This window comes from Streptomyces sp. NPDC026672, from assembly GCF_040638185.1.
GTDB lineage: Bacteria > Actinomycetota > Actinomycetes > Streptomycetales > Streptomycetaceae > Streptomyces.
Genome location: NZ_JBEZXS010000043.1, coordinates 12356 through 29263, shown reverse-complemented (window position 1 = coordinate 29263; position 16908 = coordinate 12356). Strand labels below are relative to the sequence as shown.

11 protein-coding genes are annotated in these 16908 nt (G+C 74.1%); 8 read left to right on the top strand and 3 right to left on the bottom strand.

What is annotated here, in order from left to right:
• Positions 1-168: 168 nt before the first annotated feature.
• The 8 genes from AB0F77_RS34825 to AB0F77_RS34790 all read left to right on the top strand — a co-directional run bounded on the left by AB0F77_RS34825 (position 169) and on the right by AB0F77_RS34790 (position 11266).
• Complete coding sequence (locus tag AB0F77_RS34825; protein ID WP_361956009.1) at positions 169-1548, top strand: lectin; 1380 nt, start codon at positions 169-171, stop codon at positions 1546-1548.
• Positions 1549-1664: 116 nt separating this feature from the next.
• Complete coding sequence (locus tag AB0F77_RS34820; protein ID WP_361956083.1) at positions 1665-3830, top strand: RICIN domain-containing protein; 2166 nt, start codon at positions 1665-1667, stop codon at positions 3828-3830.
• Positions 3831-4158: 328 nt separating this feature from the next.
• The gene (locus tag AB0F77_RS34815) at positions 4159-4350 is read left to right on the top strand and encodes a hypothetical protein (protein ID WP_361956007.1); all 192 of its coding nucleotides are present in this window, start codon (positions 4159-4161) and stop codon (positions 4348-4350) included.
• Positions 4351-4478: 128 nt separating this feature from the next.
• The gene (gene lanKC / locus AB0F77_RS34810) at positions 4479-7235 is read left to right on the top strand and encodes a class III lanthionine synthetase LanKC (RefSeq protein ID WP_361956005.1); all 2757 of its coding nucleotides are present in this window, start codon (positions 4479-4481) and stop codon (positions 7233-7235) included.
• Complete coding sequence (locus AB0F77_RS34805) at positions 7232-8527, top strand: MFS transporter (RefSeq protein WP_361956003.1); 1296 nt, start codon at positions 7232-7234, stop codon at positions 8525-8527. Before lanKC ends, AB0F77_RS34805 begins: the two co-directional genes overlap by 4 nt.
• Positions 8524-9597, top strand: coding sequence for an MsnO8 family LLM class oxidoreductase (locus AB0F77_RS34800; RefSeq protein ID WP_361956001.1), 1074 nt, complete (start codon positions 8524-8526; stop codon positions 9595-9597). Before AB0F77_RS34805 ends, AB0F77_RS34800 begins: the two co-directional genes overlap by 4 nt.
• Complete coding sequence (locus tag AB0F77_RS34795; RefSeq protein WP_361955999.1) at positions 9594-10094, top strand: flavin reductase family protein; 501 nt, start codon at positions 9594-9596, stop codon at positions 10092-10094. The genes AB0F77_RS34800 and AB0F77_RS34795 overlap by 4 nt, the downstream gene beginning before the upstream one ends.
• 101 nt (positions 10095-10195) lie before the next feature.
• Entirely contained in the window at positions 10196-11266 is a 1071-nt protein-coding gene (locus AB0F77_RS34790) for an MsnO8 family LLM class oxidoreductase (protein WP_361955997.1), read from the top strand.
• A 161-nt stretch (positions 11267-11427) separates the two neighbouring features.
• Here AB0F77_RS34790 and AB0F77_RS34785 read toward each other — a convergent pair whose 3' ends face one another.
• From AB0F77_RS34785 to AB0F77_RS34775, 3 genes are read right to left on the bottom strand one after another with little or no spacing between them, the layout of a single operon-like run.
• Positions 11428-12039: a GAF domain-containing protein gene (locus tag AB0F77_RS34785; RefSeq protein WP_361955995.1), complete on the bottom strand. Its 612-nt coding sequence runs from the start codon at positions 12037-12039 to the stop codon at positions 11428-11430.
• Positions 12036-12881: a S8 family serine peptidase gene (locus AB0F77_RS34780; RefSeq protein WP_361955993.1), complete on the bottom strand. Its 846-nt coding sequence runs from the start codon at positions 12879-12881 to the stop codon at positions 12036-12038. The genes AB0F77_RS34785 and AB0F77_RS34780 overlap by 4 nt, the downstream gene beginning before the upstream one ends.
• A gap of 1 nt (position 12882) precedes the next feature.
• Positions 12883-16872, bottom strand: coding sequence for an adenylate/guanylate cyclase domain-containing protein (locus tag AB0F77_RS34775; RefSeq protein ID WP_361955991.1), 3990 nt, complete (start codon positions 16870-16872; stop codon positions 12883-12885).
• Positions 16873-16908 lie beyond the last annotated feature (36 nt).

Here is a 16908-nt window from a genome sequence, read left to right as displayed (position 1 = left end):
GGGACTTCGTAGCGTTTGTTGCTTCACCTCTTGACCATTGGTGGTCCAGACCTTTAGGTTCACCGGTCAATCAGGCTCCACGAATGCGCTCGACGTCCAACCCGTGAACGCTGTGGTTTCGGCGTTCACCCCCCACCGGCATCCCGCATGCGAAAGGCCACCTCCCCCATGGCCAGAAGAAACCTCCCCGCGGTCCTGTCCGCGCTCTCCATAGCCGCCGTCACCGCCGGCCTCCTCACCGCATCCCCCGCACAGGCGGCGACCGGTACGATCACCGGTCTGGGCGGCAAGTGCCTCGACGTGGCCGGCGCGAGTTCCGCCGACGGCGCCGCGGTCCAGCTCTACGACTGCAACGGCACCAGTGCCCAGCAGTGGACCGTCGGCAGCGACGGTACGATCCGCGCCCTCGGCAAGTGCCTCGACATCACGGGCGGTTCCACGGCGAACGGGGCGAAGGCCCAGCTGTGGACGTGTACCGGCGCGGCCAACCAGAAGTGGTCGGTCAGCGCCGCCCGGGACATCGTCAACCCGCAGGCGAACAAGTGCCTGGACGTCACCGACCAGTCCACCGCCAACGGCGCCCGCGCCCAGATCTGGACCTGCACCGGCACCGCCAACCAGAAATGGACCGCACCCGCGGCGGACGGCGGCGGCACGACCCCGCCCCCGTCCTCGTCCGCGCCGATGGCCGTCGCGCCGTACCTCTACAACGGCTGGGGCAGCCCGCCCAACCCGGCGACCATCACCGCCGCCACCGGCGTGAAGTGGTTCACGCTCGCCTTCGTCCTCAGCAACGGCTACTGCAACCCCCAGTGGGACGGCGGCCGTCCGCTCACCGGCGGCGTGGACCAGCAGACCGTCAACACCGTGCGCGCGGGCGGCGGCGACATCATCCCGTCGTTCGGCGGCTACAGCGGCAACAAGCTGGAGAGCTCCTGCTCCAGCGCGGGCGAACTCGCCGCCGCCTACCAGAAGGTCATCAACGCCTACGGGCTCAAGGCCATCGACATCGACCTGGAGGCCGACGCCTACAGCAACGGCACGGTGCAGCAGCGCACGGTCGACGCCCTCAAGACCGTCAAGGCCAACAACCCCGGCCTGAAGGTCTACATCACCATCGGCACCGGCACCAACGGCCCCGACACCAGCCTCATCAACCGGGCCGCGAGCTCCGGCCTGACCGTCGACGCCTGGGCCATCATGCCCTTCGACTTCGGCGGCGCCGGCCAGAACATGGGCAACCTCACCGTGCAGGCGGCCGAGGGACTGAAGAACGCGCTCAAGAACGCATACCACTACAGCGACGACCAGGCGTACCGGGACATGGGCATCTCGTCCATGAACGGCATCACGGACCAGAACGAGACGGTGACGGTCAATGACTTCCGCACGATCCTTGCCTACGCCCAGCAACACCACCTGGCCCGCCTGACGTTCTGGTCGGCCAACCGCGACCGGCCCTGCACCGGCGGCCCCGCCGACAGCTGCTCGGGCGTGAGCCAGTCCGCCTGGGACTACACACGCGTCTTCGCCGGCTACACCGGCTGACCGGCCCCCCACCGGCAGCCGTTCCCTCCCCCCGGCCCCGGGCCGGGGGGACCCCCTCTCGTTCCGCTCGGCAAGGAGTACCCGTGTTCCGACTCCCGCGCCCCACCACCAGATCCATGGCCGCGGCCCTGGTCACCCTGGCGGCGGCGTCCTTCCTGACGGCGGCGCCCGCGCCCGCCGCGACCGGCCGGGCCGCCGCCGCCCTCCCCACCGGTCCCACGACCCTCGTCAACGCCGCGAGCGGCAAGTGCCTCGACGCCAAGGCCGCCGCCACCGCCAACGGCACCGTCGTGCAGCAGTACACCTGCAACGGCACGACCGCCCAGCAGTGGAGCCTCACCCCGACCAGCGACGGCTACGTCCGCATCGGCAACGGCAACAACGCCGACCAGGTCGTGGACGTCACCGACGTCTCCACCGCCGACAGCGCGCCGCTCCAGCTGTGGACGTACAGCGGCGGCCTCAACCAGCAGTGGCTGCCCGTCGACGAGGGCGGCGGCGCCTACCACTTCGTCAACCGCAACAGCGGCAAGTGCCTGGACGACCCCGGCGCCTCGGCCGCCGACAGCGTGCAGTTCGTGCAGTACACCTGCAACGGCACCGCCGCCCAGCGCTTCCAGGCGGGCCCCGCGACCCCGCCCCCCGACGGTGTGGACCTCGGCCCGAACGTGGTCGTCTTCGACCCGTCGATGTCCTCCTCCACCATCCAGAGCCGGCTCAACTCGATCTTCCAGCAGCAGGAGACGAACCAGTTCGGCTCCCAGCGCTACGCCGTGATGTTCAAGCCGGGCACCTACAGCGCCGACGTCAACGTCGGCTTCTACACCCAGGTGCTGGGCCTCGGCCTCACGCCGGACGCGGTGACCGTCAACGGCCGGGTGCACGCCGAGGCCGACTGGTTCCAGGGCAACGCCACCCAGAACTTCTGGCGCGGCGCGGAGAACCTGTCCGTCAACCCGACCGGCGGCAGCGACCGCTGGGCCGTCTCGCAGGCGGCGGCCTACCGCCGGATGCACCTGCGCGGCAACCTCGCCCTCGACGACGGCGGCTGGTCGAGCGGCGGCCTCCTCGCCGACAGCAAGGTCGACGGCCAGGTCAACTCCGGCAGCCAGCAGCAGTGGCTGACCCGCAACTCGCAGCTCGGCAGCTGGACCGGCTCCAACTGGAACATGGTCTTCGTCGGCAGCCAGGGTGTGCCCGCCACCAGCTTCCCCACCCCGCCGTACACCACGGTCGCGCAGACCCCGGTCACCCGTGAGAAGCCCTTCCTGTACGTGGACGGCTCCGGCGGCTACCAGGTGTTCGTGCCGGCCCTGCGCAACAACTCCACCGGGACCAGCTGGGCGAGCGGCAGCCCGGCCGGCAGCTCGCTGCCGCTGAGCCAGTTCTTCGTCGTGAAGCCCGGCGCCACCGCCGCGCAGATCAACGCCGCCCTGGCCGCCGGCCAGAACCTGCTGGTCACCCCCGGCGTCTACCACCTGAACCAGACGCTGAAGGTCACCCGCCCCGACACCGTGGTCCTCGGCCTCGGCCTCGCCACGTTCGTCCCCGACAACGGCATCACCGCGATGACCGTCGCCGACGTCGACGGCGTGAAGATCGCGGGCGTCCTCTTCGACGCGGGTACCACCAACTCGCCCTCGCTCCTGGAGGTCGGCCCGTCCGGCTCCGCCGCCTCCCACGCCGCCGACCCGACCTCCCTGCACGACGTGTACTTCCGCGTCGGCGGCGCGGGCGTCGGCAAGGCGACCACCAGCCTCGTGGTCAACAGCGACAACGTCATCGGCGACCACATGTGGATCTGGCGCGCGGACCACGGCAGCGGCGTCGGCTGGACCAGCAACACCGCGGACACCGGCCTGATCGTCAACGGCGACAACGTCACCATGTACGGCCTGTTCGTCGAGCACTACCAGAAGACGCAGACCGTCTGGAACGGCAACGGCGGCCGCACGTACTTCTTCCAGAACGAGATGCCGTACGACCCGCCCAACCAGGCGGCCTGGATGAACGGTTCGACCCAGGGCTACCCCGCCTACAAGGTCGCCGACTCCGTCACCAGCCACCAGGCGTTCGGCTTCGGCAGCTACTGCTTCTTCAACGTCAACCCGAGCGTCACCGCCGCGCACGCCTTCGAGGCACCCAACAACGCGGGAGTCCGCTTCACCAGCATGCTCACGGTCTCCCTCGGCGGCACGGGCACCATCTCGCACGTCATCAACAACACGGGCGGCCCGTCCAACTCCGGCACCAACGTGGCCAACCTGCGCAGCTACCCGTAACCCCCGCGCACCTCTCGCGCACCCCCTCGAAGTCCCGCCCGGCGCACCGTCCCGGGCGGGACTTCCGCGTTCCCGCGTCCGCCCGCGGCCCGGCGCACAAGAGGTTCCCCGACGGCGGTTCGATTCCGTTCCCCGGCCACCCCGGAAACGGTAAATGCCCTGCTCACAGCCGGATTTGACGGCGATCGCGGACCCTCGCGACGCGGCGAGCGGCGCACATACCGCTCGCATACCGGCGTTTCACCGATCCCGGGTCGGCCCCTCCTAGCGTCCTCCTCACCGGCCGGCGCACGCCGGTCGGTCCGACCCCATCCACCGGAGGATCACCGTGGCCGACGAAATCGAGCCCACCGCCGAGGAGTCCGTGGCGCAGACCGAGGAGACGCCCGAGGTCGAGGCGCACTCCGCGGACGAGGTACTGGGCCTCCAGGGCATCGACGAGGCGTCGTCGACCGGCGTCGTCGACCCGGGCGCCGGCGCGGGCAGCTGCAGCTCCTGCATCGGCTCCACGTGCATGTGACCCCTGCCGCCTAGCGCGGAACCGGCCGGGCCCGTGGCACTCCACGGGCCCGGCCGTCATCCGGACCCGGACCGCCGGACATGGACCGCCGGACGCGGACGAGAGTGGACGAGAGAGGAATCCGTAGGATGCAGCTGCCCTGGAACACGATGCTGCGCTACCTGAGGTACCACCCCCGCTGGTTCGAGGACCCCGGCCGGCGTCCGCCCGGCAGCGCCCATCTCGCCGAGTTCCGCGCCGCGATGCCCGCCGCCTGGGGCCTGCGCCGCCACGGACACTGGCTGGTCGCCGACCCGCCCGGCGCGCCCGAACTCGGCCAGGGCTGGAAACTCCACGTCTCCGCCACCTCGCACACCAGCGCCGACACCCTGCGCCGCAGCCTGCCCGTCCTGCGCGACGCCGGAGTGCGCTTCAAGTTCCTCGTCGACCCCGCCGAGGTGCGGGAACTGAACGGCAAGTCCTTCTCCCGCTCGGCGAGCGGCAAGTTCATCACCGTCTACCCGCCGGACGAGACCGCCTTCCACACCGTCGCCCGCGCCCTCACCGACGCCCTCCAGGGCTGCGAGGGCCCCTACGTCCTCTCCGACCGCCGCTACCCCGGCTCCCGCGTCGTCTCCTACCGCTACGGCGGGTTCACCAGCAGGTTCCGCCTCCAGCCGCTCGGCATCCGGGAGTTGCTGATCGAGTCCCCCGACGGCTCGCTCGTCCGCGACACCCGCACCCCCTACTGGACCAGACCCGACTGGACCACCGACCCCGTCACCCATGAGGGCCCGCCCGCCCCCGCGGACCCCGACGCCCCGAAGCCGAGGCGCACCCTGGCCGGACGGTACGAGATCGAGAACGCCATCGTGTTCAGCAACCGCGGCGGCATCTACCGCGCCGTCGACACCGTCACCGGCGCCGACGTCGTCCTGCGCGAGGCCCGCCCCGGTGTGGAGGTCGGCCCCGACGGCCTCGACGCGGTGGCCCTGCTGCGCCACGAGTACGACCTGCTCACCGAACTCGCCGACAGCGGCTGGTTCGTCCGCCCGCTCGACTTCTTCCAGCAGTGGGAACACTCCTACCTCGTCGAGGAATGGGTGGGCGACAGCCACCTCGGACGGATCGTCACCACCCAGAACCCCGTCTTCGAACTCGACCTCACCCCGGCCCGGCTGTCCGACTACTACCAGCGTCTTCAGGGGATCTGGCTCCAGATCGCCGACGCCATCGCGCTCTGCCACGAGCGCGGCATCGTCCTCGGCGACCTGTCGCCCACCAACATCATGGTCACCCCGGACGACCGGATCTGCGTCATCGACCTGGAGTCCGCCTTCCACGAGGGCACCGACCGGGGCGCCGGACTCATGACCCCCGGCATGGTCACCCGCCGCGCCATACGCGCCCGGCACGGCGACCGCCGCACCGACTACTACGCCCTCGGCGGCCTGATGCTGGCGACCATGCTCTCCTGCCAGCAGAACGACCTCGTCGACCACGACGTGCCGCTGCGCCTGCTGGACGAGGTCACCCGCGACCTCGCGCTCCCCGCCGAACTGGTCTCCCTGATCACCGACCTCTACAGCGAGGACACCCGGCTGCCCGACCCGGCCGAACTGCACCGCCGCATCGCCGCGCTGCCGTTCGACACCGCCTGGCACCGGCCGCCGCCGCTCGCCCACCGCCGCTCGCCCGTACCCGAGGAGAGCGCCGACCTCCACGAGCGCATCGCGCGGACGCTCGACGGCGTCGCCGACTACCTCGGCGCGACCGCGGACACCGACCGCGACGACCGCCTGTTCCCCGCCGACGTCCTCGTGTACGAGACCAATCCGCTCTCCCTCGCGCACGGCGCCTACGGCTGCCTGTACGCCCTGCACACCCTGGGCCGCGAGATCCCCGACCACCTCCTCGCCTGGGCCCTGCGCCGGCCGTCCCACCAGGACGCCCTGCCGCCCGGCCTGTACTACGGCTCGGCCGGCGCCGCCTGGGCCCTGTCCGCGCTGGGCCACCGCGACCAGGCGGTCCGGCTGCTGCGCGAGGCCGGCGGACACCCCCTGCTGCACACCGAACCCGGAGTGCTGACCGGCGCGGCCGGCCACGGCATGGCCTGCCTGCGCCTGTGGCACGACCACGGCGAGAGCGAGTTCCTGGACCGGGCCGTCGCGATCGGCGACCGGCTGGAGGCGAGCGCCCACCGCGAGGAGGGCCGGGCGCACTGGACCGACTCGGCCGACCGGATTCCCGTCGGCTACGGCTACGGCGGCTCGGGCGTCGCCCTGTTCCTGCTCGCCCTGCACGCCGCCACCGGCGAGGAACGCAGGGTCGACCTCGGCCTGGAGGCACTGGAGTTCGACCTCTCCTGCGCCGTCCACTCGCTCAGCGGGGTCGCCTCCTTCCCGTCGTTCCGGACCGACGAAGGACCCGTCGTGCGCCGCCACTACTGGGACGAGGGCACGGCCGGCGTCCTCACCACGCTGCTGCGCTACGGGGACGTCACCGGCGAGGAACGGCTGCGCAAGGAGGCCGAGCGCATCCTCCCCGACGTCCGCCGCAAGTACACCGGCCTGCCCCAGCTGTTCCACGGCATCAGCGGCCTCGGCAACACCCTGCTCGACGCCTATGAGTTCCTCGGCGACCCCGAACTCCTCGGCGACGCCGAACGGGCCGCCGAGGCGGTGCTGTGCCACGCGGTGCGCCGGCCCGAGGGCATCGTCTTCCCGGGGGAGCAGTCGCTGCGCGAGAGCGGCGACCTCGCCAGCGGCTCGGCCGGGGTCGCCCTGTTCCTGGACCGGCTCCGCCACGCCGCGCCGGGCGCCCGCACCAACCGCAACTTCGTCCTCGACGACCTGCTGCCGCGCCCCCGGTCCGCTCCCCGGTCCGTCCCCGGGCACGCGTCGTGACCACCGCGACGGCCCCGGCCGCCGGCCGGACCTCCGTACTGCGCCGCAACCGGGACTTCCGGCTGCTGTGGATGGGACAGGCCCTGTCGGGATTCGGCTCCTCGATGTCCGCGGTGGCCCTGCCGCTCGTCCTGCTGGCCGCCGGGCAGCCCGCCACCTCCGTCGCCGTGATCAGCACGGCGGTGGCGGTGACCGGGCTGGCCGTCCGCATCCCGGCCGGACTGCTGAGCGACCGCCACGACCAGCGCGGACTGCTCGTCGGCTGCGACCTCGTCCGGGTCGCGGCCGTCGGCGCGGTGGCGCTGTACGTCCTGACCCGGCCCCTGCCCCTGTGGCTCGCGCTCGCCGTCGTCGTGGTGTCGGCGGGCGCCGCCGAGGTGTTCAAGCCGGCCCAGTTCCGGCTCGTACGACGGGTCGTCAGCCCCGAGCAGATCCCCGCCGCGATGGCCATGAACCAGGCGCGCGCCTACGGCGCCGGCATGGCGGGACCCGCCGCGGGGGGACTGCTCGTCGGGGTGTGGCCCGCCCTGCCGTTCGCCGTCGACGCGGTCACCTTCCTCGCGTCCGCGCTGTGCATCACGGCCATGACACGCACCGCACGGGCACGGGCCACGGGGGCCACAGGGACCACAGGCGCCACGGAGGCCACGGGGCAGGCGCCGGGGTTCTGGGCCCGGCTCACCGCCGGGTTCCGGCATCTCGCGCACGACCGCTTCCTGCGCCGCTCCACCCTCTTCTTCAGCGGACTCACCGTCGTCTTCAGCATGTTCGGCTCCGCCCTGCTCCTCGGCGTGGGGCGGGAACCCGGCGGCGCCGCGGCCGTCGGCTGGGCCTTCAGCACCGCCGCCCTCGCCGGACTGCTCGGCTCCCTGGCCGCCCCGCGCCTCCTGCGCCTGCTGCCGCTGCCGGTCCTCGTCGCCACCGGACCGGCCGTCGCCGCCGTCCTGCTGATCGCGGCCTGGCTCGGCGGGAGCGTCCTCGTGTTCGTCGCGGCGTTCTCGGCGATGTCCCTGCTCGTCCCCGCGATCAACGCCGCCGTCGTCTCGGTCATGGCCACCTCGATCCCCGAGGAGATCTACGGCCGGGTCACCACCGCCAACGACTTCGTCGTCCAACTGCTGCAACCCCTCGCGCCGTTGGCCGCGGGGGCACTGCTGGTCACCTGCTCGCTGCCGGTGACCGCCCTGGTCCTCGGCGGCTGCCTCCTCGCGCTCGCGCTGCTGGCACTCGCCCTGCCCACGCCCGAGCCCGCCCGCACCGGCGACCCCGAGCCCACCCGGAGTGACGCATGACCACCACCTCGCACGCAGCCGCCGCGCCGCCCCCGGACCTCCCCGCGCCACCACTGCCGTACTCCGTGCTGGAACGCGGCGGCCATCCGGCACACACCAGCGGCGAACAGGCCCTGCGCGACGTGGTGGAGACGGCCCGCACCGCCGACGCGCACGGGTACCACCGCGTGTGGATCGCCGAACACCACGCGGCACGCAAGAGCGCCAGCAGCGCCCCCGCCGTCCTGATCGCCCACATCGCCGCCACGACCGAGCGGATACGCGTCGGCTCGGGCGGTGTGATGCTGCCCAACCACCCTCCCCTCACGGTCGCCGAGCAGTTCGCCACCCTCCAGGCCCTGCACCCCGGCCGGATCGACCTCGGCGTCGGCCGCTCCTCGGGCGGCACCACCGAGGCCCACCGCCTGCTGGAGGCCGCGCTGCGCCGAGACCCCCGTGCCGCGGCCGAATTCCCCGCGCAGATAGACGAGTTGCTGGGCTTCCTGCACAACCGCGGGCCCGGGCACCATCGTTTCCACGCGCTGCCGTTGACGCCGCGGGCCGCGACGCCGCCCGAGGTGCACGTCCTGGGCGCGAGCGAGAACAGCGCCCGGACCGCCGCCGAGCGCGGCCTCCCCTTCGCCTACGGCCACCACCTCAGCCGCACCATCTGCCGCCCGGTGGCCGTGGAACGCTACCGGGCGGCGTTCGCGCCCGGCGACGGCCACGCCCGGCCGTACCTCGTGGTCTCCGTCCACGTGGTGTGCGCCGAGACCGACGACCTCGCCGAGTCACTGGCGCTCGAAGCCGCCGCCTACGTCGTCCGGCACTCCGACGACCTGACGCCCGACACCCCGCTGTCCCCGGCCCGCGAGGAATACCTCGCCCGCCGGGCCCTGGAGGAGTTCCAGGTGGTGCACGGCGCACCGGAGACGGTCCGGGCCCGACTGGACACGCTGGCCATCGAGTTCGGCGCCGACGAGCTGATGATCGTGCCCTTCGAACTCACCGGGCCCGCACGCGGTCGCACCCTGCGCCTGACCGCACGGGCCCGCCTCGACCGGCCCGCGCGGCAGGCGGCCCGCTCATGAGCGCGGCCCCGCCGCTCGGCGCCGCCGAACGCGAACGGCTGCGCGGCGCGCTCGGCCGGTTTGCCACCGGCGTCACCGTGCTCACCGCCGGACGCGAGACACCACGGGGCATGACGGCCGGCTCCTTCACCTCGGTCTCGCTCGACCCGCCGCTCGTCCTCGTCTGCGTCGCCCGCACCGCCGCCGTCCACGCGACCGTCCTCGCGGAGGGCGGTTTCGCCGTCTCCGTCCTCGGCGCCCGACAGGCCCGGCTGGCCCGGCACTTCGCCGACCACCGCAGACCGCGCGACGGCCACGAGTTCGACGTCGCCGACACCTTCCCCGGCCGCTTCACCGGCGCCCCGCTGCTCCACGGCGCGCTGGCCTGGCTGGAGTGCGCGCTGACCGCCGTGCACGACGGCGGCGACCACTCCATCCTGCTCGGCGCGGTACGGGAGGCGTCCCGGGGGACGGCGGACGAACCGCTGCTCCACTTCGGCGGCGCGCTGCGGCCCTGAAGCACACCGCGCGCGCCCGTGCCCGCGATCCGGAACCCCGAGGGACCGGGCAGCACCCGAATCGTTCGAAGCACCCGAGACATCCGGAGTCCACGATGACCATGGCAGAGCAGACCGCGACGGACGTCCAGGACCCGACCGCGCGGCCCTTCCCCCTGTCGGTGCTCGAACTCGGCGCCCGCCCGCCCGGGACCGCCGCCGAGGACGCCCTGCGGGAGGTGGTGGAGACGGCCGTGACCGCCGACGCGTACGGCTGCCACCGCGTCTGGGTCGCCGAACACCACAGCGCGCGCAGGACCGCCGGCGGCGTGCCCAGTGTGCTGATCGCGCACATCGCCGCCGCGACCGAGCGGATACGCGTCGGTTCGGGCGGTGTGATGCTGCCCAACCACCCTCCCCTCACGGTCGCCGAGCAGTTCGCCACCCTCCAGGCCCTGCACCCCGGCCGGATCGACCTCGGCCTCGGCCGCTCGGTGGGCGGACCCGCCACCCCGGACGGGCTGTTGGAGGCCGCGCTGCGCCGCGACCCGCGCGCCGCGGCCGAATTCCCCGCGCAGATAGACGAGTTGCTGGGCTTCCTGTACGACCGTGGGCCCGAGCACCATCGTTTCCACGCGCTGCCGTTGACGCCGCGTGCCGCGACGCCGCCCGAGGTGCACGTCCTGGGCGCGAGCGAGAACAGCGCCCGGATCGCCGCCGAGCGCGGCCTCCCCTTCGCCTACGGCCACCATCTGGGCCGGTCCAAGTGCCGCCCGGTCGCGGCCGATCGCTACCGGTCCGCCTTCCGGCCGGCACGGGAGGACGCGGCGCCGTACCTCGTCGTCGCCGTCAACGTGGTCTGCGCCGGTACGGACGAGGAGGCGGAGGAACTGGCCCTGCGCACCTCGGCCCAGCTGGCCGGCCCGCCCGACCGGCCCGTCCCCGAGACGGTGCCCTCCACCGCCCGGGAACGCCACCTGGCCCGCCGCCTGCTGGAGGAGAACCAGGTCGCCCTCGGGGCACCGGCGACGGTGGCGGCGGAACTGGCCTCCCTCGCCGACGCGTTGGGGGCGGACGAGGTGATGGCCGTCCCGTACGAACTCAACGGCCCGGCCCGCCGCCGTACCGTGCGCCTGACGGCGGGCGCCCTCGACGGGCGCCGTCCGGTGCACACGTCCGCCGCGCGCCGCTGAACCACGGGACCGGCCACGGGGGCGCCCGACGACGTGACCGTGCGAAAGGGCCCGCCGACCGGCGGGCCCTTCCAGCGTGTCCGGGGACGCGGGCTCTTCAGGTGGTGTGTCCGGGGACGCGGGCTCCTCGGGCGTGTCCGGGGGCGCCCCCGGGCCGGCGGTCAGACCGACGTCTCCAGCAGGCGGCGCAGGTCCTCCGCCATCCGCAGCGCCGCCGCGCGGTCGTCGCTGCCCAGCACCGGGCCGTCGGTCCGCTGCCGCCGGTCGGCCACCACCCGCAGCGCGACGGCCGCCTGCCGGGCGAAGAGCGCCAGCAGGTCCAGCTCGTCGAGGCTGGACCGGGACTGGGGAGCCGGGTCCAGCACCTCCAGAACGCCCAGCACCCGGTCGCCGTGGGTCAGCGGCGCGGCCATCAGTGAGTCGGGGACGTACCGCGTGGACTCGGCGAAGTCCCGGTCGAAGTCGCTGTTGCGCGTCAGGTCGTCCACGATCATGGGCTCGCCGGACAGGGCCACCCAGCCGGCGATGCCGCTCCGCGCGGGGAACCGCCGGCCGACCAGGACGTCCTCGCCCTGACCCGAGACGGCCTGGAAGACGAGCTCGTTCCGCTCCTCGTCCAGCAGGAACACGGAACCGGCGGCGGCGCCGAAGATGGCCCGCGCCACGTCGACGACGGACTGGAGGAGCTCCCGGGAGAGCGGATCGGTCTCCGCGCCGTCCCCGGGCGTGCCGGCGGCGTCCCGCGCGTCGTTCTCGGCGCTGTTGTCGTTCACGAAGCACCTCTCATGCCGATGTGTACGTTGGCCGCGGACAGATAGAGCGCGTTCTTCAGCTGGAAGCTGGTCAGCCTGGGGTGCCGGGACAGGATGCGCGCGCACAGCCCGGTCACGTACGGGGTGGCGAAGCTGTTGCCGGTCGTACGGATCGTCTTCCCGCCCAGCCAGGCGACCTGGACGTTCTGGCCCGGGGCGAAGAACTCCACCGGGGGCCTCGGGTTGTACAGGTGCAGCTCGGGGTCGTCCTCCGCGTGGCTGCCCACCGAGATCACGGACGCGAACCGCCAGGGGAAGCTCTCCACCGGCGTGTTGTGGGCGGAGGCGACGATCACCGTCCGGCGGAAGTACGCCTCGTCCGCCAGCGCCCGCAACTCGTCGACGAACTGCGGCCGGGTCGTCGACAGGCTCAGGTTGATCACGTCGAAGCCCTCGCGGATCGCCCAGCGCAGACCGGCGAGCAGGACGTCACCCGTGCCGCCGAACGTCCTGCCCAGCACCTGCACGCTGTACAGCTCGCACTCCGGCGCGGTCCTGCGGACGATCCCCGCGCAGGCCGTGCCGTGACCGCAGTCGTCCCTGGCCTCGGTCTCGCGCACGACGATGCCGTCCGCCTCCTTCGTCACGGCCCAGGCGCCGTCGACGCGGCCGATCAGCGGATGGCCGTCCTCCACGCCGGAGTCCACGACGCACACCCGGACCCCGCGGCCCGTCGCGTCGCCCCAGTCCCAGGCGGGGGCGGGGCGTTCGCCGTCGGCGGCCACCCCGATGTCCCGCGGGTGCTTCCCGCGCAGGCTCCACACGAGATCCGTGTGGCGCGCCGGTGTCCTCGCGGTGCTCATCTCAGCGGCCCTCCGGGGTGCGGTCGGGGAGGCGGGCGGGGTCCGGCGCGAGGCGGTCCCGGAGCGCGGCGGCGCGGCGTGCGCCGGGCAGGTGCCCCTTCGCCTCGAAGCAGCGCACGGCGCGGCCGGCCGCCGTACGGGCCTCCTCCCTCCGCCCCGCCTGCCGCAGGACGTCGGCCCGGTCGAGCCAGGCGACCGCCCGGACGACGGGGGAGTCGGTCCTGGCCGCGGTGCGCACGGCACGCTCGGAGAGGTCGACGGCCCGAGTGAACTGCCCCCGCCCGGCAGCGATCCGCGCGACCAGCCCGTCAAGATCGGCACTGTCGGACGCCCCGAGCCGCGCGGACCCGCTCCCGCGTCCACCGACCACGGCAGCACGTGCCTCCGACGGCCCGCCGGCGACACCCGCCCTGCCGGACTCGCCCCCCGGCCGACCCGACCCGGCACCCGGCCCACTCGCTCTGGCGTCCGGGACACTCGGTTTGGCGTGCGGTTGTCCCGCTGGGGCGTCGGGCCCACTCGTCCCGGTGTCCGGCGCACCGGGTCCGGTGTGCGGTGCACCGGGTCCGGTGTGCGGTGCTCCCGCTGGGGCGTCGGGTCCGCTCGTCCCGGTGTACGGGTCGGCCCGGCCGGTGTCGGGCCCGTTCAGGGACGTGTTCGGTGTGTTCGGTCCGTCGTACAGGTCTCCCGATTCGGTCAGCCGGGCCACGGCCTCGTCGATGCGGGACGTGTCGACCAGGAGCCGGGCCGACTCGCGGGCCACCGTGCTCAGGAGGCCGTTCGCCTTCAGCGCGCGGGCCGCGGCACCGGCCTCGTCCAGCAGGGCGAGGGCGCGTTCCGTGCGGCCCGCGAGGGCCTCCACCGTCGCGCCGAACAGCGGCAACACCACGGCGCCCTCGGCGTACCCGAGTCCGTCGGCGAGCCGCCGCGCCCGCGCGAGACAGGTCTCCGCCTCCTCCGGGCGCTCCTGGAGGGCGAGCAGGACGGCCAGCGGGCAGTTCAGCGTCAGCCGGACCGTCGGCCGCCGCTCGCCGTGCCGGTCGAGCAGGTCACGTCCGCGGGAGACGGCCACGGCGACCGGTTCGGGCCCCCGCCACAGGGAGATCCCGATGGCGCCGAGCGCGAGCGCGCGTTCCGGCTCGGCCCCCGAACGCCGGGCGTGTCCGAGTCCTCGGGTCAGCAGGGCGTCGGCCGCGAGGTGCCGGCCCTGGAACTGCCGCTCCTGGGCGAGCCGGATGCACGCCCTGGCCTGCCCCAACTCGTCCCCGGCATGCTCGAAGACCCCCAGCACGGCTTCGGCGACCTCCGCGACACCCCCGCTCCCGGCCCCCGCGGCCACCCCGGCCAACACGAGCCGCGCATGGGCGACTTCGACGTCCCGCGCGGCGTCCCGCCCGACGTCTCGGCCGTCCACCGGGTCCTGCGCCGACAGGCCGTCGCCCGCCGCCGCGGCCCGCACCGACACGCCGTCGCCCGCTAGGACTCCGGCCCCGGAGAACGCCCCGGACCCTGCCGCCGCCGTACCGCCGGCCTCGCCCGCCGGCCGCTCGCCGCTGCTGCCGACGCCGAGGCTGAGGCCGTCGCCGTCGCCGTCACCGGAGCCGACACCGACGTCCGTCCGTGTTCCGTGACGGGCGTCGCCGGGCGTGCCCCCGCGCTCGCCGCCCCTGTGCTCACGGTCCCCGCGCTCGCCGCCCCCGCCCGCCGCTGCTTCCGTCCGGTGCCCGGCCATGGGCCGCGTCGGGGTCAGTACCGCTTCCAGGAGGGCCCGGCCCTCGTCGGTGCGGCCCGTGGCCAGGTGGACCTCGGCCAGTCGGCGGGCGGCGGTGGTCCACTCCGGTTCGTGTGCGTGGGCCAGTTCGAGGGCGCGGCCGAGGAGGTTCCCGGCCCAGGCGAGGTCCGAGCGGGCCAGCGCCTGCGCCCCGCTGTCGACCAGCCGGCGCACGGCGGCCCGGCGCAGCCGGTCGGTCCGGGGCTCGGTGATGCCCAGTTCCGCCCGGCACCGGTACGCGTTCTCCAGATGCCCCGCCACCGCCGCACCCGTCTCCACCGCCCGGCCCTCCCCTCGTACGGCCGGGTCCGGCAGCCGCTCCGCGAGCAGCGCCGCCGCCCGCTCGTGCCGCTCGGCCCGTGAACGCTTGGCCATGGACCGGTACGTGACCTCGTGCACCAGACCACTGCTGAACCGCAGCGCGGACTCCGCGCCGTCGGCCCCCTCCGCCGTACCGACGAGCCGGTGCCGGCCCAGACGTGCGACGGCGGCGCCGACCCGCTGCCCCAGCGACACCCCACCGGCGCCCCCGGCCACCGCCCCGTCACCGTGCAGCGCACCCCCGGGTGCGCTCTCCCGGTCGCTCCCGGCGAGTTCGGCCACGTCGTCCGCCGTGAACTCCCGCCCCAGCACCGCGGCGAGGTCCAGCGTGACCCGCTCGGCCCGGCCCAGCGCCCCGATCCGCGCCCCCAGCAGCGCCTGGAGCGTCGTCGGCAGCTCGCCCGCCCCGCCGTCCGCCCGGTACCCCGCCCCGCCGTCCTCCGCCAGGGCGGCCAGCAGGTGCTCCAGATGCAGCGGGTTGCCGCCCGCCGCCTCCAGCACATGGCCGGGCACGCCACCCCCGCCCCCGGGTTCCGCCCCGCCGCCCCACCGCGCACCGGACCCCATCAGCGCGTCGGCCACCGCACCGGCCTCCGCCGCGGTCAGCCCGGACAGCGCCAGCAACCTCGCCGCGGACGGCCCGGCCGCCCAGCCGGGCCTGCGGTCGAAGAGGTCAGGACGGGCCACACACACGAACAGCACGGGCGAGGCGGCCAGTTCCGCGACCAGCTTGTCCAGCACGTCGAGCAGCAGATCGCCGGCCCACTGGCAGTCGTCCACCACCAGCACGACCGGCCGGCCGCGCGCGAGCGCACGCAGCACCTCCACGACGGCCGCGCACGTGTCGTCCACCGAGGGGTTGGGCGTGCCGTCCTCCAACAGCCCGTCCGCCAGCACCGCGAGCGCCTGCCCGACGGCCGCCCTCTCGTCCGCCGTGTCCCCCAGGTCCGGGTTCTGTCGCAGGAGTTGGCGCAGGGCGTCCGCGAGCGGCGCCAGGCTGCCGCGTTCCCCGTACGGGCGGCAGCGCCCCGCGCCCCGCGCGCACCCGGGGTCCGCCGACCCGTACCACTCGTGCACCAGACGCGTCTTGCCCATCCCCGCCTCCCCGTGCACGACCAGGATGCCGGGACCGTCCCGCCCCGCCACGGAGTCCGCCAACGCCCGGTCCAGCTCGGCGAGTTCACGGGTACGGCCGACGAACGGCACGTCGAAGCGGCGCGAGGTCTCGGGGTCGTCCTCGGCCACCCCCAGCAGCCGGTACGCGGTCACCGGCGCGGACTTCCCCTTCAGTCGCAGCGGGCCGACGAGTTCGGTACGGGCGGCGGCCCCGGCGGCCTGCCGGGTCCCGGGGCCGATCAGCACCTCGCCCTCCCCGGCGTTCTGCTCCAGCCGCGCCGCGATGTTCACCGTCTCCCCGGCGACCAGCGCCTGACGGGTCGACACGTCCGTACTGGTCACAGCGGGACCGGTGTTGACACCGATCCGCACGCCCAGCCGGATGCCGAAGACGGGACCCAGTTCGCGTTCGTTGAGCTCCCGGACCGCGTCCAGCATGGCGAGCGCCGCCGCCAGCGCGCGGCGGGCGTCGTCCTCGTGTGTCACCGGCACGCCGAACACGGCCATGACGGCGTCCCCGATGAACTTCTCGACCGTGCCCCCGAACTCCTCCAGCGCCGCCCGCATGCGGTCGAAGTACCGCAGGACCACGGTCCGCAGGGTCTCCGGGTCCAGCACGCCCGACAGCGCCGTCGAACCCACGAGGTCGCAGAAGACCACCGTCACGACCTTGCGCTCCTCGACGGGGGCCGCCGCAGGGGCGGCGGGGCCGACCGGCACCCCGCAGAACGCGCAGAACCGGGCGTTCGCCGGCAGTGCCCCGTCGCACGCGGCACACCGCATGACCGACTCCTCTCCTCCGTGACGCGTCGGGTACGG